This is a genomic window from Cytobacillus purgationiresistens, assembly GCF_030813235.1.
GTDB lineage: Bacteria > Bacillota > Bacilli > Bacillales > Cytobacillaceae > Cytobacillus > Cytobacillus purgationiresistens.
In genome coordinates, this window is the sequence record NZ_JAUSUB010000012.1 from 78,371 (window position 1) to 100,766 (window position 22,396).

At 38.9% G+C, this 22,396-nt stretch carries 23 protein-coding genes; 1 reads left to right on the forward strand and 22 read right to left on the reverse strand.

Translation table 11 applies throughout. The features are described from left to right. Positions 1 to 128: 128 nt before the first annotated feature. The 20 genes from hisC to J2S17_RS14505 form a co-directional block, all read right to left on the reverse strand. Positions 129 to 1,229, reverse strand: a complete 1,101-nt coding sequence (gene hisC, locus J2S17_RS14410; protein WP_307475998.1) for a histidinol-phosphate transaminase — start codon at positions 1,227 to 1,229, stop codon at positions 129 to 131. A 47-nt stretch (positions 1,230 to 1,276) separates the two neighbouring features. Beyond that, positions 1,277 to 1,663 (reverse strand): chorismate mutase, encoded by a 387-nt coding sequence (gene aroH / locus J2S17_RS14415; RefSeq protein ID WP_307476000.1) that lies wholly within the window; start codon positions 1,661 to 1,663, stop codon positions 1,277 to 1,279. Positions 1,664 to 1,683: 20 nt separating this feature from the next. Then, positions 1,684 to 2,754, reverse strand: a complete 1,071-nt coding sequence (gene aroB / locus J2S17_RS14420; protein ID WP_307476002.1) for a 3-dehydroquinate synthase — start codon at positions 2,752 to 2,754, stop codon at positions 1,684 to 1,686. Further along, on the reverse strand, positions 2,754 to 3,926 hold the full coding sequence (aroC, locus tag J2S17_RS14425) for a chorismate synthase (RefSeq protein WP_307476005.1): 1,173 nt from the start codon (positions 3,924 to 3,926) through the stop codon (positions 2,754 to 2,756). The genes aroB and aroC overlap by 1 nt, the downstream gene beginning before the upstream one ends. A gap of 160 nt (positions 3,927 to 4,086) precedes the next feature. Next, on the reverse strand, positions 4,087 to 4,887 hold the full coding sequence (locus J2S17_RS14430) for a CheR family methyltransferase (RefSeq protein ID WP_307476007.1): 801 nt from the start codon (positions 4,885 to 4,887) through the stop codon (positions 4,087 to 4,089). A gap of 516 nt (positions 4,888 to 5,403) precedes the next feature. Beyond that, positions 5,404 to 5,850 carry a nucleoside-diphosphate kinase gene (gene ndk / locus J2S17_RS14435; protein WP_307476009.1) on the reverse strand — a complete coding sequence of 149 codons (447 nt, stop codon included), beginning with the start codon at positions 5,848 to 5,850 and terminating at the stop codon, positions 5,404 to 5,406. 161 nt (positions 5,851 to 6,011) lie between these two features. Beyond that, on the reverse strand, positions 6,012 to 6,974 hold the full coding sequence (gene hepT, locus J2S17_RS14440; RefSeq protein ID WP_307476010.1) for a heptaprenyl diphosphate synthase component II: 963 nt from the start codon (positions 6,972 to 6,974) through the stop codon (positions 6,012 to 6,014). A 78-nt stretch (positions 6,975 to 7,052) separates the two neighbouring features. Further along, entirely contained in the window at positions 7,053 to 7,760 is a 708-nt protein-coding gene (locus tag J2S17_RS14445; protein WP_307476012.1) for a demethylmenaquinone methyltransferase, read from the reverse strand. Positions 7,761 to 7,765: 5 nt separating this feature from the next. Next, positions 7,766 to 8,620 (reverse strand): heptaprenyl diphosphate synthase component 1, encoded by an 855-nt coding sequence (locus J2S17_RS14450; RefSeq protein ID WP_307476014.1) that lies wholly within the window; start codon positions 8,618 to 8,620, stop codon positions 7,766 to 7,768. Positions 8,621 to 8,976: 356 nt separating this feature from the next. After that, positions 8,977 to 9,210 carry a trp RNA-binding attenuation protein MtrB gene (gene mtrB, locus J2S17_RS14455; RefSeq protein WP_307476016.1) on the reverse strand — a complete coding sequence of 78 codons (234 nt, stop codon included), beginning with the start codon at positions 9,208 to 9,210 and terminating at the stop codon, positions 8,977 to 8,979. Between the two features lie 104 nt (positions 9,211 to 9,314). Beyond that, positions 9,315 to 9,881 carry a GTP cyclohydrolase I FolE gene (gene folE / locus J2S17_RS14460; protein ID WP_307476018.1) on the reverse strand — a complete coding sequence of 189 codons (567 nt, stop codon included), beginning with the start codon at positions 9,879 to 9,881 and terminating at the stop codon, positions 9,315 to 9,317. A 240-nt stretch (positions 9,882 to 10,121) separates the two neighbouring features. Next, a complete protein-coding gene (hbs, locus tag J2S17_RS14465) occupies positions 10,122 to 10,394 on the reverse strand; it encodes a non-specific DNA-binding protein Hbs (protein ID WP_307476020.1) in 273 nt (90 codons plus the stop codon). A 520-nt stretch (positions 10,395 to 10,914) separates the two neighbouring features. Then, positions 10,915 to 12,393: a stage IV sporulation protein A gene (spoIVA, locus tag J2S17_RS14470; RefSeq protein WP_307476022.1), complete on the reverse strand. Its 1,479-nt coding sequence runs from the start codon at positions 12,391 to 12,393 to the stop codon at positions 10,915 to 10,917. A 260-nt stretch (positions 12,394 to 12,653) separates the two neighbouring features. Next, on the reverse strand, positions 12,654 to 13,364 hold the full coding sequence (locus J2S17_RS14475) for a YphF family lipoprotein (RefSeq protein ID WP_307476024.1): 711 nt from the start codon (positions 13,362 to 13,364) through the stop codon (positions 12,654 to 12,656). A gap of 102 nt (positions 13,365 to 13,466) precedes the next feature. Further along, complete coding sequence (locus tag J2S17_RS14480) at positions 13,467 to 13,670, reverse strand: DUF2768 domain-containing protein (protein ID WP_307476026.1); 204 nt, start codon at positions 13,668 to 13,670, stop codon at positions 13,467 to 13,469. 297 nt (positions 13,671 to 13,967) lie between these two features. Further along, positions 13,968 to 15,008, reverse strand: a complete 1,041-nt coding sequence (locus J2S17_RS14485; protein WP_307476028.1) for an NAD(P)H-dependent glycerol-3-phosphate dehydrogenase — start codon at positions 15,006 to 15,008, stop codon at positions 13,968 to 13,970. Between the two features lie 439 nt (positions 15,009 to 15,447). Next, complete coding sequence (der, locus tag J2S17_RS14490; protein WP_307476030.1) at positions 15,448 to 16,758, reverse strand: ribosome biogenesis GTPase Der; 1,311 nt, start codon at positions 16,756 to 16,758, stop codon at positions 15,448 to 15,450. 270 nt (positions 16,759 to 17,028) lie between these two features. Beyond that, on the reverse strand, positions 17,029 to 17,214 hold the full coding sequence (locus J2S17_RS14495; RefSeq protein ID WP_307476103.1) for a capping complex subunit for YIEGIA: 186 nt from the start codon (positions 17,212 to 17,214) through the stop codon (positions 17,029 to 17,031). Positions 17,215 to 17,222: 8 nt separating this feature from the next. Beyond that, positions 17,223 to 18,107, reverse strand: coding sequence for a YIEGIA family protein (locus J2S17_RS14500; protein ID WP_307476032.1), 885 nt, complete (start codon positions 18,105 to 18,107; stop codon positions 17,223 to 17,225). Then, positions 18,100 to 18,711, reverse strand: a complete 612-nt coding sequence (locus J2S17_RS14505; RefSeq protein ID WP_307476034.1) for a YphA family membrane protein — start codon at positions 18,709 to 18,711, stop codon at positions 18,100 to 18,102. The genes J2S17_RS14500 and J2S17_RS14505 overlap by 8 nt, the downstream gene beginning before the upstream one ends. 106 nt (positions 18,712 to 18,817) lie before the next feature. On the opposite strand from J2S17_RS14505, the gene J2S17_RS14510 reads away from it, so the two are divergent. After that, positions 18,818 to 18,955 (forward strand): YpzI family protein, encoded by a 138-nt coding sequence (locus tag J2S17_RS14510; RefSeq protein ID WP_307476036.1) that lies wholly within the window; start codon positions 18,818 to 18,820, stop codon positions 18,953 to 18,955. A gap of 1,008 nt (positions 18,956 to 19,963) precedes the next feature. On the opposite strand, the gene fni is transcribed toward J2S17_RS14510, so the two are convergent. After that, on the reverse strand, positions 19,964 to 21,022 hold the full coding sequence (gene fni / locus J2S17_RS14515; protein ID WP_307476037.1) for a type 2 isopentenyl-diphosphate Delta-isomerase: 1,059 nt from the start codon (positions 21,020 to 21,022) through the stop codon (positions 19,964 to 19,966). A gap of 13 nt (positions 21,023 to 21,035) precedes the next feature. Further along, positions 21,036 to 22,172 carry a 30S ribosomal protein S1 gene (gene rpsA, locus J2S17_RS14520; protein ID WP_307476039.1) on the reverse strand — a complete coding sequence of 379 codons (1,137 nt, stop codon included), beginning with the start codon at positions 22,170 to 22,172 and terminating at the stop codon, positions 21,036 to 21,038. Positions 22,173 to 22,396: the final 224 nt, after the last annotated feature.

The following is a 22,396-nucleotide window of genomic DNA, read 5'->3' on the forward strand; positions in this document are numbered from 1 at the left end:
GCAATGGAGCTAGACACTTTCCTAACTTATAATTTTTTCTTACTTATCGTATAAAAAAATAATTTCAGAGGTTTTTTTAACCTCTGAAATGTTATGAATCATTCATATTTCCGTTTATTGCAAAATTACTAAGATAAAGATGCCCGCTCACGAATGAATTGTTTCATCATCTTAATTAAACCTTCATTTTGCTCACGAGATCCTACCGTCACACGCACACCTGTTGGAAATCCAAGCACTTTACCAGAACGGACAATATAGCCACGTTCCAATAAGTATTGAAACACTTCGTTACCGTCCACGTTAAAATCAATTAGAATGAAATTGCCTTGTGAAGGGAAATACTTAAGCCCTTCTTCATCACAAAATTGATAATACTGGGTTAAGCCCTCTTGATTGGCTTGGCGGCATGTTTCTATGAATTCTTTATCATTCAAAGCCTGAATGGCCACAACTTGCGCAAAGCGATTGGCATTAAAAGGTTCCCTCACCGGTTCCATAGCTCTGATAAGCTCAGGTTGGCCAATCCCATAACCGATCCTTAGGCTCGCAAGTCCATAAATCTTTGAAAAAGTCCTCAATGCAATTACGTTAGGAAAGTCTTTTACAAGCTCAACTGAATTATGAAAGTCATTCACTGTTACATATTCACAATAAGCCTCATCCAGCACGACCAATACATCCTCAGGAACCTGATTGATAAAAAGCCGTAGATCCTGATCGGGGATATAAGTACCAGTAGGATTATTGGGACTGCAAAGCCAGACAATCGCCGTCTTTTCATCAATCGCTGCTAGCATTGCTTGTAAATCATGCTGTGCATCGACTAACGGGATTTCCCGCACTTCAGCCCCCTCAATGATTGCATTATGCTTATATTGAGGAAAAGTTGGTGCAGGCATTACTGTGTTTGTACCAGGCCCTAAAAGTGCTCTCGATAGCATCATAATTGTTTCATCCGAACCGTTGCCAAAGATGATTTGTTCTGGAGCAACTTTTAAATCTTCAGCTACTGCATTACGTAAATTTGTAGCGTAACCATCAGGATATAAAGAGAAGAAGGATGATGGCTGATTGATTGCAGCGGTCGCGTTCGGTGAGCAGCCAAACGGATTCTCGTTAGAAGCCAATTTTATGATCTCATTTAAACCATATTGCTTCTTCACTTCTTCAATCGATTTTCCCGGCTGGTATGGTGTTAAGTTCAAAAGCTGCTCTTTCCACTTCATTTCTAATCCCCACTTCCATATTCTTTTTCCTTATCGTCACTTAAGAATTAAGATCTTGTTTTCATTTCTTGTTCTTGTTGTAAATCGGGTCGCAAAGACACTGCTTCACGCAAATAAATATGACAGACTTCCTCTTGAGGAATGCTAGTATTTACGTGCATCATCACCCTCACACATTTAGGGAGCGAAGAGGGAACTGGAATTTCCCTCATGCACATAACAGGAACAAATGTCCACCCAGATATGGATCGCATGGCTTTAGCAGGAAATGCAGAGGATAAATCTTCTGTAACTGAAATAAAAACCGATGCGACGGAATCCGGAATGATTCGATTTTCTTTAATCATCTCTCTAACTAATAGCTCAGTTGCTTCAACAATCTCTTGTTCTTCATTTTGACTAACAGTAATAGCCCCTCTCATCCCTCGAATCACGTTTATCCCCCCTTGTTACATCAAAATCTTGCAAGTTCTTCTAAGATTTCTTCATCAGAAACTTCATGTATTTCCGGGTTTCCTATTTCCTTTAGTAAAATAAAATTCACCTTTTGGCCAATAGATTTCTTATCCTGCTTCATCCGCTCTAACAGGTTTTTGTGATCCACATTTTTAGGAATGGTTGTTTCATAACCAAGAAGAGTCAACCACTTCTTGAAATCATCAATATTAAAGGATAGGTCCAGCTTTCTCTGACTAAGATAAAGGGCAAATATCATGCCTACAGCAACGGACTCTCCATGTGTCCAGCCGCCATAGCCCATTTCTGCTTCAATAGCATGCCCGAGCGTGTGACCAAAATTTAAATATGCTCGAATACCTTGTTCTGTTTCATCAACAGAGACAAACTCTCCTTTTATTTCAATGCCTCTTTGTAAAAATGCCTCCAAGTCTGCAGTAGATAAGTCTGTCAGAGAATGAAGACGATCTCTCAAATGGGCATAGAATAAAATATCATGAATGAGGCCATGCTTGATGACCTCAGCAAAACCAGATCTTTTCTCTTTTAAAGGCAAGGATGCCAAAAATTCCAAATCATAAAAAACGGCTTCGGGCTGATGGAAGGCGCCAATCATATTTTTCCCTTTTGGGTGATTGATGGCAACCTTTCCACCGACCGCACTATCATGCGCCAGGATCGTTGTTGGCACTTGAATGAAGCGAATGCCTCTCATATAGGTGGCAGCAACAAAACCGGCTAAATCACCAATAGCTCCCCCACCAAGTGCAAGAATCAATGATTTTCTATCAAGCTTTTCCGCTAATAAGAAGCTCATTACTTCATAATATACGTCGAAGGTTTTAGCTTGTTCACCACTCGGAACTTTGCACACTGATAATTCAAAGCCTGAGAGCGCAGATTGAAAATGCTCAAGATAAAGATCGGCAACTGCTGTATCGACAATGATGCTAATGTTTGTAATCCCTGGCATGTCTGTCAATAAAAATTTATTCAACTGATGAATGGCTCCGCTCCCTATAAAGACCGGATAATCCTTTGAGGATGTTGAAATTTTAACCGTTTGCATTAAAAATCCCTCGCAAAAGATCTTTGTTCTTCAACTGAAGCCTTCAATGCTTCAAATCTGTCAGCATAGAATTGATCAAGAATGGCTGTCGCAAGTTCCCATGCAATGGCATGTTCTGCTACTACTGCTGCTGCTGGCACCGCACAACTATCAGAACGCTCAATGCTTGCTGTAAATGGTTCCTTTGTTTCAATATCCACACTTTCAAGCGGCTTATAAAGAGTCGGTATAGGTTTCATAACGCCTCTCACCACAATTGGCATACCTGAAGTCATTCCACCCTCAAACCCACCAAGGCGATTGGTTTTTCTGTAATAGCCTTCCTTGTCATTCCATGCAATTTCATCATGAACTTGACTTCCCGGCTTTTTCGCGGCTTCAAAACCGATACCAAATTCCACGCCTTTAAAAGCATTTATGCTTATGATTGCGCTTGCTAGCTTAGCATCAAGCTTTCGGTCATAGTGGACATAGCTTCCAACACCTGGAGGCATTCCTTCCACTACGACTTCCACTATTCCGCCGATTGAATCCCCATTCTTTTTCGCATCATCAATGGCATCCATCATTTTTTGTGCAGCTTCTGCATCCAAACAACGGACTGGTGACTCTTCTGTAATATCCCTTAATTCTTCAAGCGAATTATACTCCCGCTTATTTGAGACGATTCCACCGATTTCAACAACATGCCCTACAACTTCAATCCCTAATAATGATAGCAATTTTTTCGCTACTGCTCCCGCAGCAACGCGAACTGTCGTTTCCCTTGCTGATGAACGTTCAAGTACATTTCTCATATCTCTATGTCCATATTTTAAAGCACCATTTAAATCTGCATGACCAGGTCGCGGACGAGAAATTTTCCTTTTAACCTCATCCAGTTCCTCTTGCTCAAGTGGACCCTGGCCCATAATTTTAGTCCAGTGCTTCCAATCATCATTTTGAACAACGAGTCCAACAGGTGATCCTAAAGTGTAACCATGTCTCACTCCACCTGTAATCTGAACAGTATCCTTTTCAATTTGCATTCTTCTGCCCCTGCCGTGTCCTTTTTGTCGTCTGGCAAGTGCATGATTAATATCTGAATCAAGCAGCGGCATCCCCGCTGGCAGCCCCTCTATAATTGTAGTAAGCTGCGGTCCATGTGATTCTCCTGAAGTTAAATATCTCAATTCTCTTTCCCCCTTCAACTCATTAAAGGATTATGTACCAATATAACATATGAAAACATATAAACAAAGTGAAAATTTTAAAAACATATAATTATTTTCTCAATAAACTGGAATGATTCCCAATGATAGATCCCTTTATTGAAAGCATATTACCCAACAATTAATTGACATATTCATCACTATTCGAAAATACTTTTTTATAGAAAAAAGATTGACCATTTTGCAGCTCGAAGATAGCTGGGTTAAAAATTTGCTCCGTGCTCCCAACAAAGAGGTAGCCCCCTTGTTTAAGGGATTGACTAAACTTCCTGTATAGATGATTTTTTGCTTCTTCTGTAAAATAGATTAGAACGTTGCGGCAAACAATCAAATCATAATTGCCATCAAAGGGATCTGAAAGTAAATTCTGCTTTCGGAATTCAACTGTTTGCTTAATTTCCTTTGAAAGGTAATGAAGATTTCCTTCCGTCTTAAAATACTTATTTTTTATCTCTATAGGGACTTCATTTAATGATCGTTCAGGATAAACGCCTAATTTAGCTCTCGCGATAGCATTCTCATCAATGTCTGTTGCGATGACCTTTATTTTCGACAATGGAAGAAACTTAGATAAAATCATTGCGATGGTATAAGGTTCTTCACCCGTTGAACAGGCAGCACTCCATATGCGCAATGGCTGTTTTTTCATTAAGAGCTCTGGAAGTATCTCTTTTTCTAAAACTTCCCATCTCTTTGCATTTCGATAGAATTCAGATACGTTAATCGTCATCCGCTCTAAAAACTCCTCCAATAAAACAGGATCTTTATTCATAGCTAAAAAAAACGCTTGAAATGTATCATAGCCCTTTTTTTCATAAAATGATTCAAGGCGTCTTTTCATTTGCGCTTCCTTGTATAGAGAAAGGTCAATCCCTGTTTTCCTTTTCACATTGATTATGAATTCTTGATAATCCCGTGACATCGATACATTCTCCTTTTCTTGCTTATATGTGGTTTTGTCTAGTATAAAGGAAAATTAGCAGAAATGAGTGAAAAAAACGCAAAATGATGGCCTGAATATGTTAATTGTTCACAATCTTGTAGATTGTATCGGGGTTCTTCTAAGGATTGATTAAGGATAAATGAGAGGTTATTTAGCTAGATGGTTCATATTTTGTAAAGCAAATTTGATGCAGGGTATTATTAACACCTTACTAACATCAGCTAAATTTTTTTTTTGATAGTTGTGCAATGCCTGGGTGCTAGTTCGCAGATCTAATTTCCCTTTCAACGGCTTTCTTAACTGATCGATCACTAGTTACGGATGACTTCCTTTTCTGAAATCTGTCTAATCCGTTTCTCCTCCTAACCATTCAAGGAAGATTTGCCTTTATAGAATTAAAAATACCATAGCCAAATGACTATGATATTGAGGAAAGTTATATTTTCTTTCTGTTCAAAAGAAAAAACGCTTGTTCTTGACAAGCGTCTTACATCATTAGTTAATCCATTCACTGATTAATTTGCTGTATGCTACAACTTCTTCTTCTTTGAAGAAAAGTCCGATTTCACGTTCAGCGCTTTCTGGTGAATCTGATCCGTGAATGATATTCTTTCCAACTGTAGCAGCGAAATCGCCTCGGATTGTTCCTGGTGCAGCGTCTTTCGGATTTGTTGCGCCCATCATTTGACGAGCTGTCGCAATCACGTTCTCGCCTTCCCATACCATAGCAAATACAGGACCTGAAGTAATAAAGTCTACTAATTCACCAAAGAAAGGACGCTCTTTATGCTCTCCATAATGTTCTTGAGCAAGTTCAGCAGGGATAACCATTAATTTTCCACCAACTAATTGAAAACCCTTCTTTTCAAAACGAGAAACAATTTCCCCAATTAAATTACGTTGAACGCCGTCAGGCTTTACCATTAAAAATGTTTTTTCCATTAGTCCCACTCCTAAAACGTATGTATAGTTATGAATTGTAATTAATTCAACCCACGAAAAATATTAACATTGTTTTGACAATTTAGCAACTTTCAAAAAAAAGCTTTCTTTTTGAAGAGGAAAAGGGTATTAAAAACATTATTGCCTATGATAAGAACCTGTTAAAATTTACGGTTGCCAATGGATTTTGCAATATCTCTAAAGGTGTTTTTTGCTCTATTCTGCGGAAGCTCTTCAATCAGTGAAAGCGCTTTTTGTAAATACCTATCACTTACTTGCAAAGATCTTTCAATTCCGCCTGAACTTTTTATAACGGAGAGAACTTCTTCAAGATCCTGTTTGCTAGTTTGCTCATTTACTTGGATTATACGCTCTCGAAATGCTTTATTCTCCATAGCAAAAAGAACAGGAAGAGTGATGTTTCCTTGCTGAAGATCACCGCCCGCTGGTTTCCCCAGCTCCTTCTCGGTTCCCATGAAGTCTAGAACGTCATCAATTATTTGATAGGACATTCCAATGTTATAACCGATCTTATAAAGCTTATTATGTATTTCCTCATCCACATCAGCAGCGATTGCACCTAATTGGCAGCTAGCAGCAATTAGTATAGCTGTTTTACGCTTGATTCTGCGGAAATAAGTTCTTGATGATTGATCATAATTAAATTTGTCTTTAATTTGTTCAATTTCTCCAAGGCATAATTCCACTAATGTATTTGCTAGTATTTGATGTGCAGTGGGTTTTTCAATTTTTGATAAGACCTCTAAAGCACGTGCAAATATAAAGTCCCCTGTATACATAGCTATTCTGTTATCCCATTTAGCCTTAATGGTTAATTCACCTCGTCGCAACCTAGCATCATCGATGACATCGTCATGAACGAGAGAAGCCATATGAATAAGCTCAAGGGAAACAGCTACATTTTTTATATTTTTGATATCATAGTGACCGAACTTTCCTGCAAGCAATACAAATACCGGCCGGAGTCTTTTCCCTCCTGCCTGTAATAAATGCAGGGACGCCTTCTGAAGCAACGGGGACTCAGCTTGGATCGTCTCCTCCAGCGCCTTCTCTATCACATTCAAATCCGAATTTAAAAATGAATACATCATTTTCAATTTCATGTCGATTCTCACCCAGCTTATAAATCCCTTATGCACATTCATACATGCAAATGATGAATAAACATTCAGAACAAAATATTATTTTTCTTTCATTCCTATATGGACGGCTGCAACTCCTCCGGTATAGGGTTTATACTTTACATCTGCAAATCCGGCTTTTTCAAACATGACAGCCAGTTCTTTCATACCAGGGAAATCCTTAGCAGATTCATGAAGCCAGGCATATTCATTAAAGCTTTTAGCAAACAGCTTTCCAAATAACGGCATAACATAACGAAAATACAAGTAGTACCCTTGTTTGAAGCCGATTAAGGTTGGCTGTGAGGTTTCAAGACATACCGCAATTCCTCCTGGCTTCACTACACGATGCATTTCTTTTAGCACCTGCAAATAATCAGGTACATTACGCAGACCAAAGCCAATCGTTACGTAATCAAATGTATTATCGGGAAAGGCGAGCTCCATAGCATTCCCATGAACAAGCTGAATATTACTCAAGTGATGATTCTTCACTTTCTCCTCGCCTATCTTCAGCATATTTTTGCTAAAATCCAGACCCACTACTTCACCGTTTTCACCAACTGCCTCTGAGAGTGCGATGGTCCAATCCCCTGTTCCACAGCATACATCCAGCGCCTTTGAACCTGGTTGAACATTCATTCTCTTCATCGTATCCATACGCCAGCGGGTATGTTGTTGAAAACTAATGACTGAGTTCATTTTGTCATAATTACCATATATTTTTTCAAATACTTTATGGACACGTTCTTCTTTAGATTGCTGCATACTTCTTAACCTTCCTCTACAAATGTTTTAACTGCTTGATGATGCTGAGATTTAAGATTATTGAGCCTGTCGGCTAGCAACTCAGCAGTTTCGGAAAGCTGCTCCATCAATTTGTCAATCTCTTTAATAGAGAGATCAATATACTTGTCACATATCGATAGCAAATATTCCTTCTGATCATCAGGTAAACGTTGGTTTTCTTTACGGAGGCCACCGTTGTAAAGCAGTTGATATAAAGCATCAAAAAGAACGGAATGATCACTTGCAATAAATTGGTTTTTTTCAGCAATTAATCTTTTAAGAAAGACAATATTTCCCGCCATCTCTCCTAAATCCTTTCTGCTGAAATAAGCAGTCAATCGGTCAAACAAAGAGGATTCAGTCTTCTTCAGAGATTCCATTAATGACTCTACTGTTTCACGTGACTTACTGTAAACAGATATTTTATGTTCATTGACATCCATAATTCCTTCCGCCAATGTTCTAATCATGTTTATGTCATCAATATCCGCAAGAATTTTATAATAAAGGCCACTGTAGTAAGTACCAGCCAGAATCGTCAGCTGTCTGCCTTTGAGCAACTCAGGCGCTAAAGGTTGGTTTTCAACACTTTCATGAGTATCAAGGGCGATTTGAACGAGCATCGTCGTTACTGCATATTTCTCTGCCTTTTCTTTAGGAAGATTTAAACGATCAAAAATTGAAAGAAGCAGCAACATTTTATCCTCATCAATTATAGGTGTTTTCATGAATTTAAATAAATAGGGATGTCTTACCTTTAATTGCACTTGTCCTCTCAACCTCGCCAGTTTATCGTTCATGACCTGCATAGTATCATCCTTGTTTGCCTTTAATTTCATCTATTATTCCCCCGATACGGGCTATCGCCATTATCCTAACAGTCACTGAATAGCTATATTCTATATTTTTTCCCTTATAAGAGATTTTAGCAAATAAAATTCTTTTTATTAGCTTGCCCTAAAGATCTAAAGTTGCATCTGCCAACCATATCTTCATGCAAGCATAAAAAAAGCCCTTCACTACGGTAAAAATGAATCTTCCATTCCTGGTAACAAGGACCAGTATATTTAGTGAATGGTGAATCGATTGACCTCAATGATAAGGCAGTGACAATTATAACATAAATTACAGCTTCGTGTTAGGGTAATATCTAGGAAAATCAGTCGCAAAACCCTCTATTAACACATTGGGTATGTTAACTCTTCTTCTCACTCTCCACTTCACCGTAAGCAGTAGATATCTTCGCATGACCTCGAATTTTAATCGCGGATGTATGCTCTGTAAATTGGGCAATCATTACTTCACCCTCATCCAGCTTTTCAGAGTGATGGAATCTTGTATCCGAACCCCTTGTTAAGCCGATTACACTCACCCCATCTTCCTGTGCCTTGATGACAATATATTCATTTGAAGATGTATTTTTTTCCATCGATAATACTCCTTTCATTCTTTTGCTTATGTATAGTCATAGAGCAATCATGCTCGCAATAAAAGATGAAAGGCTAAAAGGAGTTCTTTTTAGCCCATGACCATTTATGATTTTATAAGTGATAATACCTCTGACCTTGCACTTACATCCTTGGCAAATATTCCTCTTACTGCCGATGTAATAGTTTTTGACCCCGGCTTCTTTACTCCGCGCATGGTCATGCACATATGTTCAGCTTCAACGACGACCATCACTCCATGTGGTTCTAATTTTTCCAGGATGGAGTCAGCAACTGTAGCTGTAATTCTTTCTTGGAGCTGAGGACGTTTGGCAACAGCCTCTACTGCTCGTGCCAGCTTACTTAATCCCGTTACTTTACCGTTTTTAGGTATATAGGCAACATGTGCTTTTCCGAAAAAAGGAACCAGATGATGCTCACACATGGAATAGAAGGGGATGTCCTTCACCAAAACTAATTCTTCATGATCTTCTCCAAAAACGGTATCAAAATACTCTTTCGGGTCTTGGTTAAGCCCCATGAAAACCTCTTCATACATTTTCGCTACTCGTTTAGGGGTATCTATAAGTCCTTCTCTATTTGGGTCTTCACCAATTGCTTCTAGTATTAATCGTACGGCATCTTCTATTTGAGCACGCTTGATTTCTGGCATACAGTTTCCTCCTCATATAAAACGGTCACATAATATTTTCATATTAGCATAATTATTTCCATACAGGCAAAATAGAAGACTGTATAACAATCCCTACTTTCATAGCCCTACCAAATAGTATAGCATCTTCAAAGCAAAACCGAAAAGCTAGTGTACGTCAGCTTTTTTTAGGCAAAAGAAAAAACCGCGAAAGAATTCGCGGTTCTAGTTCAAACAAATGATTTAAGCACTTGTATGTAATTACTTAACTGCATCTTTAAGCGCTTTACCTGGTTTGAAAGCAGGAACTTTGCTTGCAGCGATTTCGATTTCTTCTCCAGTTTGCGGGTTGCGGCCTTTACGAGCTGCACGTTCGCGAACTTCAAAGTTACCAAAACCGATCAATTGTACTTTATCACCATTTTTCATAGCGTCTAATACTGTATCGAATACAGCATCAACTGCTTTAGTAGCGTCTTTTTTAGAAAGCTCACTAGCTTCAGCAACAGCATTGATTAGTTCTGTCTTGTTCATTACTTTCACCTCCTCCCAAAAATATATTTGAAAACCCAGTAAAATAAGATTCCTTACATTCATTTGTAAACATAATTACTGAATTCTATACGTTGTGACGTATATATTTGTTTAGCAAGCCTTATCATATATCAAGAATTATATTTTTTCAACTTTTTTGCTGTAGAATCCTTTAATAATAAGGGTTTAAGGTATCACAACGGTAATTCTGTTAAAAGATTATCATAATAAATTACGCATATCAAGAATATTTCATGATTTGATGGTAATCTTTTCTTAATTGCAATATTTTTGTAATATCCTTACAGATTATGCTGATATTTTAACTTAAAACAGTTATAATATTCAATTTCCTTAATCCAAATCAACCCGATTAATAAGGCCTTAGAAGAGAAATCAAAGCCCTTTCGACGGAGTAATACTCTCTCAGGTAAAAAAAAACGGCCCACCATTCATAAAATATGAATGTGAGTCGCCTGATTACCTATTTATCAAGAAGTTTATTTTTAGGAAAGGTTCCCTATAAAATAATAGCAATTAATCCACCGGATCCTTCATTGATAATTCTCTCTAGTGTTTCTTTTAGTTTGTAACGGGCATTTTCCGGCATTAAGGACAGCTTTGCTTGAATCCCTTCTCTGACAATCGAGCTTAAGCTGCGACCAAAGATATCAGAGTTCCAAATTGAAAGCGGATCATCCTCAAAGTCTTGCATTAAGTATCTTACAAGCTCTTCGCTTTGCTTCTCAGTCCCTATGATTGGTGAGAATTCAGATTCAACATCAACCTTAATCATATGGATTGAAGGAGCTACTGCTTTCAGCCTTACACCAAAACGCGATCCATGCCTAGTAATTTCAGGCTCATCTAAGCTCATATCAGCTAATGATGGGGCTGCAATTCCATAGCCTGTTTGTTTAACCATTCTTATTGCATCTGATACTTGATCATATTCAGACTTTGCATGAGCAAATTCCTGCATCAGTTCAAGCAAATGGTCCTTACCGCGAATTTCTACACCTACGATTTCCTTCAGCACTTCATCATACAAGTCATCCGGTGCATATAAGTCGATTTCTGCAATTCCTTGACCCATTTCGATACCGGCTAAGCCGGCGCGATCAATAAACTCGAAGTCGCTAAATTGATGAACGACACGATCGACATCTCTTAATCTTTTAATATCCTTTACGGTTTCCTTTACTGCCTCTTGGTAGCTTTCTCTGAGCCAGTGGTCTTCATGAAGAACCATGACCCAGCTCGGAAGATTCACATTTACTTCAAGCACAGGGAATTCGTATAATGCTTCCCTCATTACATTGAATACATCAGTTTCTCTCATCCCTTCCACACTCATTGCAAGGACCGGTATATCATATTTCTCTGACAGCTTCACTCTTAAATCTTCTGTAGTCGGGTGGTGTGGCTGGACGCTGTTGATCACCATAATAAATGGCTTTCCTACTTCTTTTAATTCGTCAATCACTCTTTCTTCTGCTTCAAGATAGTTCGCCCGTGGTATCTCCCCAATTGTTCCGTCTGTTGTAATGACGACACCAATGGTTGAATGCTCTTGGATGACCTTTCTTGTGCCTATCTCAGCTGCTTCATGGAATGGAATTGGTTCTTCATACCAAGGTGTATTTATCATCCTTGGTCCATTTTCGTCCTCATAGCCTTTTGCACCCGGTACTGTGTACCCCACACAATCAACTAATCGGATATTAACATCTAAACCTTCTTCTACGTGAACGGTTGCAGCTTGATTCGGAACAAACTTTGGTTCTGTTGTCATAATCGTCTTACCTGCAGCACTTTGAGGGAGCTCATCCTGGGTGCGTGCACGCTCTGCTTCATTTTCCATATTCGGCAAAACGGCTAGCTCCATGAATTTTTTTATAAAAGTCGATTTCCCGGTACGTACTGCACCAACTACTCCGAAATAAATATCACCGCCTGTTCTTTCGGCAATATCCTTAAAAATATCTACCTTTTCCAAGTGATCCCCTCCTGAATCTTGAGTTAGTGGGATAATATTATCCAGTCATTTATATTTGTACAATATATGTGTATGACGTTGTCCCATATTTATATGTCAACTTTTTTGAAATTGCCCCTTTCATATTTTATTCGTTATCCTTTTATTTCTTTTGCATTGCACTCCAAGTTGGTTAGCTTTAAAAATATTTCTATAAAAGGGACGTGCACAAATAAAAAACCCTTCCTCTACAATATATTTTGTAGAAGGAAGGGTTATGACTAATTCACTAAAAAGATTGGATCATTTGTTTCTGAATCGATTGTATAAGGCAAAGAATAGGCAGGTACAAAAGCTGAATCCCGAACGAGCAAACCTCTAATATCATCTCCAGGCTGATAATCTATGTCTCCCTTTTGAATGATTTGCATTAAATCGATACGGTAGTCCACATAAACCTCACCATCTCCAGTCACGACAAATGGTAGGTCCTGTCCGCTAAAAGGACTATATACAACAGGATCTTCTTTATAGCCTAATTTAGAATAATCAAGTGAATACACATTCCCAGCAATATGATCTTTATAGGGCGGATATCCTTGTGATCTAATCCGAATTTTTATATCTCTAATCATTTCGGCTATTCTTAAGTCAGAAAGCTTTACTTCAGGTTCAGTCTCAGCATTTATTAAGACATACTGAAATACTCCACCGGCTTCGAAAGAGTTACCAGGATACTCAGCCATATACTGCGGAATAATTTTCTTGAAATCAATTGGATATTTTTGATATATTGGTGTATCTTTTTCTGTTGTTTTAATCGGCAATAGCCCTTGATTTTTTTCTTTATATCCATCGATAGCATTTTGCACTTGGTTGATTTGATCTTCATATGGAATCTGATTTTTAGCCTTTTGATCTTCAGGATACATACAGCCAGCAAGTACAACCATAACTAAGGTGAGGACAGACATCATTGTTAACTTTTTCATCATTTAAATCAACCTTTATCGGATTATGTATTTTTTCTCATATAGTCGCTTTTAGGGAGCAAAGAAGGCTTGTCCAACCTAGTAGCAAGCTCCCTTAAGCACTCACTCTGGCACTGGACCACTGAATACAACCAAAAATATTATAATTCCACTTACAACCATAAAGCCATAAGCAAACAACGCAGTCACTAATTTGATTGCACCATTCTTCATTTTAAAACGGCTTAAATAGATCAAGATAATAGCAATAAACATAAATCCCATTGAAGCAAGGGAAATCCACATTTTCATTAAACCTGGTGACATCCTAATCACTCCTTTTTCCGAGAAGTATTATAACATACAGTGATAACGGATTCACAGCTTTTACGAGTAAGTTTGTCAATGATCATAAGATTCCGTCATTTTTTAATATAATGACTTAAAAATAACCGAGGTAAAGAAGGGGCAGTTCCTTACCTCGGCACGATGACTAAAATACCCATTCACCCTGTTCATTTTACCAGTTTGCTTCGTGGCATTGTATGCAAAAGAACACCAACCCGTATCCTCAAATGCCTATATTTTTATATAACATTCATTTTTTAATGATTTTTTACTTTTTCAGTCTTCAAAAAAATTTGCGATATCTTCCATTTCATTTGTTTTTGACCGAGCCATTAATAAGTCTACTCCGTCCTTTGCATTTACATTATTGAACAAAACATCATATAGCACAGAAGTAATCGGCATTTGAACATTGTATTTTTCAGCCAGTTGGTGCGCAGCTTTTGTTGTGCGAACACCCTCTACAACCATTCCCATATTATCAAGAACCTCTTGTAAGTTTTGGCCTTTTCCAAGCATATTCCCAGCTCTCCAGTTGCGCGAATGTACACTTGTGCATGTCACAATCAGGTCACCTATTCCCGCAAGCCCAGAAAACGTTAGTGGACTTGCCCCCATCTTCACACCAAGGCGGGATATTTCAGCTAGTCCTCTTGTTATTAAAGCAGCTTTCGCATTATCACCATAACCTAGTCCATCGGAAATTCCTGCAGCTAATGCAATAATATTTTTAAGAGCGCCGCCAATCTCCACTCCAACAATATCAGCATTCGTATAAACTCTAAAGTTCTGGTTTATAAATAGGTCTTGAATTCTTTCTGCCGTCATCATATCCTTTGATGAAACCGCAACCGTAGTCGGATGCCTTAAGCTCACTTCCTCAGCGTGGCTTGGTCCTGATAGAACAACAACACTATGTAACAACTCTGCTGGCATTTCCTGTTCAATCATCTCAGAAATTCTAAGTAGACTATCCGGTTCAATCCCTTTGCTCACATGAACAATCGTTAACGGTTCTGTACGCAAATCAGCAATTTGGTTTAGGACATCACGAATCGCCTTCGTAGGAATAGCCAAAACAATGGTATCGATTCCTGTTAATGCTTCCTCTAATGATGAATAGCCAGTAATATTATGAGGCAATTTTATGTCTGGCAAGTACTTTTCATTTGTATGAAGGTCATTAATCTCATTAATCTGTTCAGCCTTATGTCCCCACAGCCTCACATGGTGTCCATTATCAGCTAATACCATCGCTAATGCCGTCCCCCAACTGCCAGCACCAATTACAGCTACATTTTCAATGTTTCTCTTCATCCAATCACTGCCTTTTTTATTTTTTATTTAGATTTCTCACTAACAATGCTCCATCATCTTGAACATGGCTGATGTCACCAATTGATATTTTATATTATATCAGGCAATAACCAGTTTTTCTTCATATCACGCTTACAGTTCAACGTCTCTTAAGGCAAAAAGAAACGAATGGCAGTCTTCCGCCCTCATTTCCCATATCTTAAGTTTAAGGCCCACAGAATGTGGGCCTCGTAGCTGTTGCTGATGATTAATTCATAATTTAACATGATATATCCACATTAAGCATGTGTAGCTGAGCAAGGCGGTTCCGCTTTTCTTTGTCCAGCTCCACCACCTAGCCCCTCGAGGTCTTAAGTCACATTGGAATTGAAGGGAAGAACACCTTCATTTCCAATGCGCCTTAAGCTTGTCGGGGCTGAGCAAGGCGGTTCCGCTTTTCTTATTTCCGTTCTCTTGCGAAGATTTTTATTGGAGTGCCTTCAAAACCGAATGCGTCTCTGATTCGGTTTTCTAAAAATCTTTCGTATGAGAAATGCATGAGTTCAGGTTCATTTACGAATATAACGAAAGTTGGCGGTTTAACAGCCACTTGTGTTGCATAGTAAATTCTGAGTCTTCTACCTTTATCAGTTGGTGTTGGATTCATTGCAACGGCATCCATAATGACGTCATTCAGGACACTTGTTTCCACGCGACGCGCATGGTTTTCACTCGCCGTATTGATCATAGGGATAAGTGTGTGAATACGCTTCTTCGTAAGAGCAGATAAGAACACAATAGGTGCATAGTCAAGAAATTTAAAATGATCTCTTATATTTTTTTCAAAGAGTTTCATTGTTTTTTCATCTTTTTCAACTGCATCCCATTTGTTTACAACAACCACTATAGCTCTGCCGGCATCATGGGCATAACCTGCAATTTTCATGTCTTGCTCAATGATACCTTCTTCCCCATCAATGACAACAAGGACGACATCAGAACGTTCAATCGCTCTTAAGGCACGCAACACACTGTATTTTTCTGTTGTTTCATAAACTTTTCCTTTTTTACGCATTCCCGCAGTATCAATGATGACATATTTATTGCCATTATAAGCTAACTGAGAGTCAATCGCATCTCGAGTTGTTCCAGCAAGATCAGATACAATCACTCGGTCTTCGCCAAGGATGGCATTCACAAGAGATGACTTTCCGACATTTGGTCGGCCAATTAGTGAGAACTTTATCACATCATCGTCGTACTTCAGCTCATCATGCTTAGGGAAACTCTTTGCAGCTTCGTCAAGTAAATCACCTAATCCAAGTCCGTGGGAACCTGAGATTGGGAATGGTTCGCCAAAACCAAGAGAGTAAAAGTCGTATATTTGCTGTCTCATTTCTGGGTTGTCGATTTTATTTACAGCAAGAACAACAGGCTTCTTAGCTTTATAAAGAATTTTTGCCACTTCTTCATCCGCAGAAGTTACTCCTTCACGACCATTTACTAAGAAGACAATCACATCTGCTTCATCTATCGCAATTTCTGCTTGCTGACGTATTTGTTCTAAGAATGGCTCGTCACCAATATCAATTCCGCCTGTGTCAATAATATTAAACTCATGTGTTAACCAATCAGCTGAGCTATAAATTCTATCTCGAGTAACACCCGGAATATCTTCGACAATCGATATCCGTTCTCCTACAATTCTGTTAAATATAGTTGATTTTCCAACGTTCGGACGTCCGACAATAGCCAAAACAGGTTTTGTCATGAACATCACCCCTTCAATTCTTTTTATGGAGAAGCGCTAGCGCCTAAATCATCTCGGGAAATGAAGGCTAGCTCGCTTAAAAAATAGCCATTCATAAACATCTTTATATTCTAATGGAATATGCCTTTAGAGCTTCATATGAATCCCAATCGATTATAGCTTTATTTTTTCTCAGGAAATAAACCCTTCTGTCAAATTAGAAGGGTCTAACTACACTATATTACCAAAGTGATACCTTCCTTACAAGAACAAGCTTGTTAAAGATGTATTTTAATGTTTAACAATCACATAAATTTCTTCTGTTAACAGGTGGGCAATCCCGTCTAAAATGGCTTCTAGATTCGTTGCGATAATTTCCATTTCTTCCTTGCTCTCACAGTGAAAGACCGAAGTCCCGCTCGGTACCTTAGCCGGATTGGTTGTAATGATGGCCAGCACAAATTTTTCCAGATCCATTTCTTCCATCACCCCTCTGTCTCCGTATGTCTTTCAGTAGGCATTTTTATCGCATTCTCCAGGGTTGGCACGGCGCCAATTACATTGATCGCTCTTTTAACATCCCTTACTTGCGGCAAAATAAATACCCCTACCCGACCGTCATCAAGATCCCTTTTTGCTAACGGAACGAGTGCTGGTGTACCTGAATCACGAAATACACCTAGTGTTGTTGACACGTCGTGAAGAATGGCTTGCCTTTGTCCGAGATTGGCAATCGTTGAACGCACATTAAAATTTTTAGGCTTTAAAATAAATCCCATGCCATATTTAAGCACTTCCTCCTGCCTTTCCGGGAGGCCTATATTCATTATGTAAATATTATCTATGAATAAGCCAGCTCCTTCAAAATGCGGCTCTACGTATTCAATATCAACAATGTCCTCAAGCTTACCACCACTCATAAGCACTTTCGATACGATTATAGCAATCACAGCTACACTGATTGAAACCCATACATTAAAAACTAAATACGCAAGTGTGCTGATAAGTGCGGTAAACATCACAAGATAATTCCTGCTTTCAAATGCAATTGCGATGCCTTCTATATAAGTCCTTCCCCGAGGAACCATTTCAAAGCTGTCCAATTCAGTTAACGTATTCCTCTCCATATTCCTTACTTCTCTAAATTGAGAAGCTGCCACTGTTAAAAATGTAATGGCCGTAAAATCTTCCTCCATAATGGACGGAATCGCTACACTTCCCAAGCCTGCTGCAATGAAACCTAATGCAATGTGAATAATCTTTCCATGTAAGTATGTTGGGTATTGCCGATAGTCTGTCCGAAGCATATAAATTCTTGTCGCTGTTCCCACAAGCAATCCTAATATAATCGGATAAGTATATTCATTCATGATAATTCTGCTTCTCCTTTTCTAGCTGATTCAGGTGAACTTCAAAATAGGAAGCACTGTACTCCAAGGCATTCCATATCGCCACAAAGGCGACAGACAACGCAATTGCATCTAAAGACATAAGCGAACCAACCGTATGCGGAAAAGAGAACTTACTAATAATTAATGCATATAACACTTCCCCATTCACTGCACCCATCAAAATAATAACCACTCTCATCAACCGATTTTCATGGAGCATAATAGCTAAATAAACCAATAATATAGAAAGCATCCATTTTCTATCAAAAATTACCCATACCGGATCAAATAACTCGAACAGCAAAAAACTAACATATGCGAGTAAAATGATGAGATGACAAATAAGAGCATAAGCCATCTTTGGTTTAGATAAACGACCAACCAAAATATACAACGTCAATAATAATAAAACAGACGCAAAGGTCACCTTAATTCCGCCTAATTCTATTGAAAAGGATGAAGAAATGATTACCAGCAAGAGTCCAATAGAAAGCGGCAGCCTTAGTACCTGATTTTTATTTAGTAAAAATGTAATAATAACCCAAAGAACCCAAGAAACCCAATAAAATGTTAAACCTTCCAACTCTACACCTCCTACTTTCCCCATTATGGCTCGCAAATATGTACTTTAATCTTTTTTGCATAAAAATAGTCCCTCTCATCATGTTAATAAGAGGGAGGTGTTAATTATGGGAAAGGATCGCCAAGAAAAAAAGCTAAAAAAGAGTCATAGAGTAGAATCAGATCGCGACCAAGCGCTTCACAACAAAGGAGCGACCAGCCTCCAAAGCCCCGAAGAAGCAAGAGCATTAAACGATAATAAGTAAAAAGAAATGCGGAAACGACTTGCTCTGCCCCGACGACGTGCTTAAGAGGGGGAGAGAAGATGCAATATGTGCTTCAGACCTCGATCTTGGCGCTTCAGCTGAACAGAGTCTGTCTTAAAACAGTTTGAGATGATCACATTATCTCAAACTGTTTTATTTTCCCCCTGATAGTATCCTGCATTGAATCTGGTCAGGTGTTAGTTTGACCATCTAGTTACCCTTTTGGCTTTTTCGAGAACCGACCGGGCACTAGTTTGATCATCTAGTTACCCTTTTGGCTTTTTCGAGAACTGGCCGGGCACTAGTTTGATCATCTAGTTACCCTTCTGGCGATTTTGAGGACTGGCCGGGCACTAGTTTGACCATCTAGTTACCCTTTTGGCTTTTTTCGAGAACCTGCCGGGCACTAGTTTGATCATCTAGTTACCCTTTTGGCTTTTTTGAGGACTGGCCGGGCACTAGTTTGACCATCTAGTTACCCTTTTGGCGATTTCGAGAACCAGGCGGGCACTAGTTTGATAATCTAGTTACCCTTTTGGCGATTTCGAGAACCAGGCGGGCACTAGTTTGATCATCTAGTTACCCTTTTGGCGATTTTGAGGACTGGCCGGGCACTAGTTTGATCATCTAGTTACCCTTTTAGCGATTTCGAGAACCAGGCGGGCACTAGTTTGACCATCTAGTTACCCTTTTAGCGATTTCGAGAACCAGGCGGGCACTAGTTTGATCATCTAGTTACCATTTTGGCTATTTTGAGGACTGGCCGGGCACTAGTTCATCATCTTGTCATCCTTACTATTTATCCTTCATCTCAATCTCGGCCTTTTCAGGCAATTGGTTGTCCAGCCCATGCATAGTTCCGCAGTCACCAGTTCAGTTCCAAAGGGCGTGGGCGAAGCGAAATTCGGTGGAAAAAACAATAAAAAAACCAAGAATGTTATTTATCAACATTCTTGGTTCTCATCTTTGGGCATCGAGTGGTCAAAATTAGACGTTTAGACAGCCCACTTACTTTATTTTTCTCCTACTAAATTCAGAGGTATTGATATTTCTCTCATTAAGCCAGTGATGTACTTCACCAGAAATAATCAGTGGTGCTTTCTTCAACTGGCTGATATTTTGTGCACCTAAGGCAGTCATTATAAAGATTAATTCATCATGGATGTAGTGAATTTCTTCTAAAAGAGCTTCATAGCCTTCTTCAATTAAAACCTTTAAAAAGTATCCCGCCATGCCAACAGAGTCAGCCCCTAGCGCAATAGCTTTGGCTATTTCCAAGCTGGATCGGATTCCTCCAGACGCCAATATAGAAAGACTCTCATTGTTAGTCCTCGCCTCTATAATAGAAGTTGCAGTGGGAATACCCCACTCATCAAAAAATGAAAGCAATCGCTCCCGTCTTTCATTTTCAATCCGAGAAAAATTCGTTCCCCCAAATCCGCCTACATCAATAATGGATACGCCTGCTGAACGAAGAGCTGACACAGCTTCATTACTCATGCCAAAGCCAACTTCCTTCACAATTATAGGTACTTCCAAAGACTGTGTAATCTTTTCAATTCGCTGTAGAGCCGCACGAAAGTCCCTATCCCCTTCAGGCATAGTCAGTTCTTGCACAACATTTAAGTGAATCTGCAATGCATTTGCTTCAACCATATCAACTGCAGCTCTGGCTTGTTCAAGAGTCGCTTCACTACCTAAATTTGCAAATATCAGTCCTTTTGGATTCTCTTTGCGGACAACTTGGTATGTCGCCCTCTCAGCTGAATCTTTAAGTGCAGCCATTTGCGAACCTACCGCTACCGGGATGCCAGTTTCTTTAGCGGCTCGGGCAAGATTCCGATTAATATCAATGGTTTTCTGTCCACCGCCACCAGTCATTGCATTGATAAAAATTGGCGAACTACATGTAAGCTCGCCAATTTTTGTGTGTAAATCTATCTCTGCTACAGCTGTATTAGGTAAACTTTGGTGGACAAAAGAAATACAATCGAATCCATTCTGCATCCGCTGACCTGTTGCTAAAGCATATTGTATATGATCCCATTTCCGTTTAGATCTTGACACTAGATTACCACCATTATTTATTTAATTTCTTTAGTTGTTCGCCAATCATTTCACCAAGCTGAAACCCTTTTGATTCTTCAGGCAGTACATAATCAGTCACTTCTTCTTCTTTATCAAGAAGTTCTTTAATGCTTAAAGATAAGCGCTGATCTGTTTCGTTTACATCCAGAACCTTCACTTGAATCTTTTGACCTTCTTTTAAGACCTCATGAGGTGTTCCAATGTGCTTGTGAGCAATTTGAGATATATGGACTAATCCTTCTACTCCAGGGAATACTTCGATAAATGCTCCATATGAAACTAGTCTCTTAACTGTACCGTCAAGGACGCTTCCTTTTGGCGCTTTTTCACTAATTTGATCCCATGGTCCAGGCAGGGTATCTTTGATAGATAAAGAGATTCTCTCATTATCAAGGTCAACACTTAATACTTTTACCTTCACTTCTTGACCTTCAGATACGACATCAGACGGCTTTTCTACATGTTGATAGGATAACTGTGAAATATGAACAAGGCCGTCAATACCGCCAATATCAACAAATGCGCCAAAATCGGTAATCCTCTGAACTGTTCCATCAAGAACTTGACCCGCTTCCAACGATGTGAGAACCTGTTTTTTTTGTTTCCCTTGTTCCGCTTCGACAACTGCACGGTGAGAAAGGATCAGACGGTTTTTCTCTTTATCCAGTTCAACAATTTTAAACGAAATTGTTTTGCCTTTATAGTCAGAGAAGTCCTCTACAAAGTGCGCTTCAACTAACGATGCTGGTACAAAGCCGCGAACGCCTAAGTCTACTACTAGGCCACCCTTAACTACATCTTTAATCTCTGCATCAAATATTTCACCACTATTAAATTTCGCTTCTAAATCTTCCCAAGATTTAGAAGCGTCTACCTTGCGTTTAGAAAGGATCAGGGCTTCCTCTTCCACTTTTAATACTTCAAGTTCCAATTCATCACCTTCAGCAACAGCGTCGCTAGCTTTTTCAATATGAAGGCTTGATAACTCGCTAATCGGAATAATTCCATCTAGTTTACTATCGCTAATATTTACAATAACTTGCTTTTCTTCAACCTTTGTTACTTGAGCATTGACTTTATTGCCAACTTCATAGTTTCTAACTTCGATTTCATTCATTTCTTCTGACATATGTATTCCTCCTTATTCCAATGGCTGCTCCCTATTTTCTAATAAAAATACGCGTAACATGCAAACCTATCACATCATGAATTTCCCATTCAAAAGTTACTGCTTTAGAAAGTTTGATAAGCTGTCTTTCATCGAATAATGGAACATAGAGTATACTTCAAGTTTATATAAACCTTGAAGATTTTACTGACCATTTTTAATCTTGAAATATAAAATGCCTTTTT

Coding starts and splice junctions, on each gene's coding strand:
- J2S17_RS14430 (WP_307476007.1), bottom strand. CDS start 4,887: ATGTCACGGGATTATCAAGAATTCATAATCAATGTGAAAAGGAAAACA.
- aroB (WP_307476002.1), bottom strand. CDS start 2,754: ATGCAAACGGTTAAAATTTCAACATCCTCAAAGGATTATCCGGTCTTT.
- J2S17_RS14485 (WP_307476028.1), bottom strand. CDS start 15,008: ATGAAGAGAAACATTGAAAATGTAGCTGTAATTGGTGCTGGCAGTTGG.
- J2S17_RS14480 (WP_307476026.1), bottom strand. CDS start 13,670: ATGTCACCAGGTTTAATGAAAATGTGGATTTCCCTTGCTTCAATGGGA.
- J2S17_RS14445 (WP_307476012.1), bottom strand. CDS start 7,760: ATGCAGCAATCTAAAGAAGAACGTGTCCATAAAGTATTTGAAAAAATA.
- rpsA (WP_307476039.1), bottom strand. CDS start 22,172: ATGTCAGAAGAAATGAATGAAATCGAAGTTAGAAACTATGAAGTTGGC.
- folE (WP_307476018.1), bottom strand. CDS start 9,881: ATGCCAGAAATCAAGCGTGCTCAAATAGAAGATGCCGTACGATTAATA.
- J2S17_RS14475 (WP_307476024.1), bottom strand. CDS start 13,364: ATGAAAAAGTTAACAATGATGTCTGTCCTCACCTTAGTTATGGTTGTA.
- J2S17_RS14500 (WP_307476032.1), bottom strand. CDS start 18,107: ATGAATGAATATACTTATCCGATTATATTAGGATTGCTTGTGGGAACA.
- hbs (WP_307476020.1), bottom strand. CDS start 10,394: ATGAACAAGACAGAACTAATCAATGCTGTTGCTGAAGCTAGTGAGCTT.
- hisC (WP_307475998.1), bottom strand. CDS start 1,229: ATGAAGTGGAAAGAGCAGCTTTTGAACTTAACACCATACCAGCCGGGA.
- ndk (WP_307476009.1), bottom strand. CDS start 5,850: ATGGAAAAAACATTTTTAATGGTAAAGCCTGACGGCGTTCAACGTAAT.
- J2S17_RS14450 (WP_307476014.1), bottom strand. CDS start 8,620: ATGAAATTAAAGGCAAACAAGGATGATACTATGCAGGTCATGAACGAT.
- hepT (WP_307476010.1), bottom strand. CDS start 6,974: ATGAAATTGAAAATGATGTATTCATTTTTAAATTCGGATTTGAATGTG.
- mtrB (WP_307476016.1), bottom strand. CDS start 9,210: ATGGAAAAAAATACATCTTCAAATGAATATATTGTCATCAAGGCACAG.
- J2S17_RS14510 (WP_307476036.1), top strand. CDS start 18,818: ATGGGAAAGGATCGCCAAGAAAAAAAGCTAAAAAAGAGTCATAGAGTA.
- J2S17_RS14495 (WP_307476103.1), bottom strand. CDS start 17,214: ATGGATCTGGAAAAATTTGTGCTGGCCATCATTACAACCAATCCGGCT.
- der (WP_307476030.1), bottom strand. CDS start 16,758: ATGACAAAACCTGTTTTGGCTATTGTCGGACGTCCGAACGTTGGAAAA.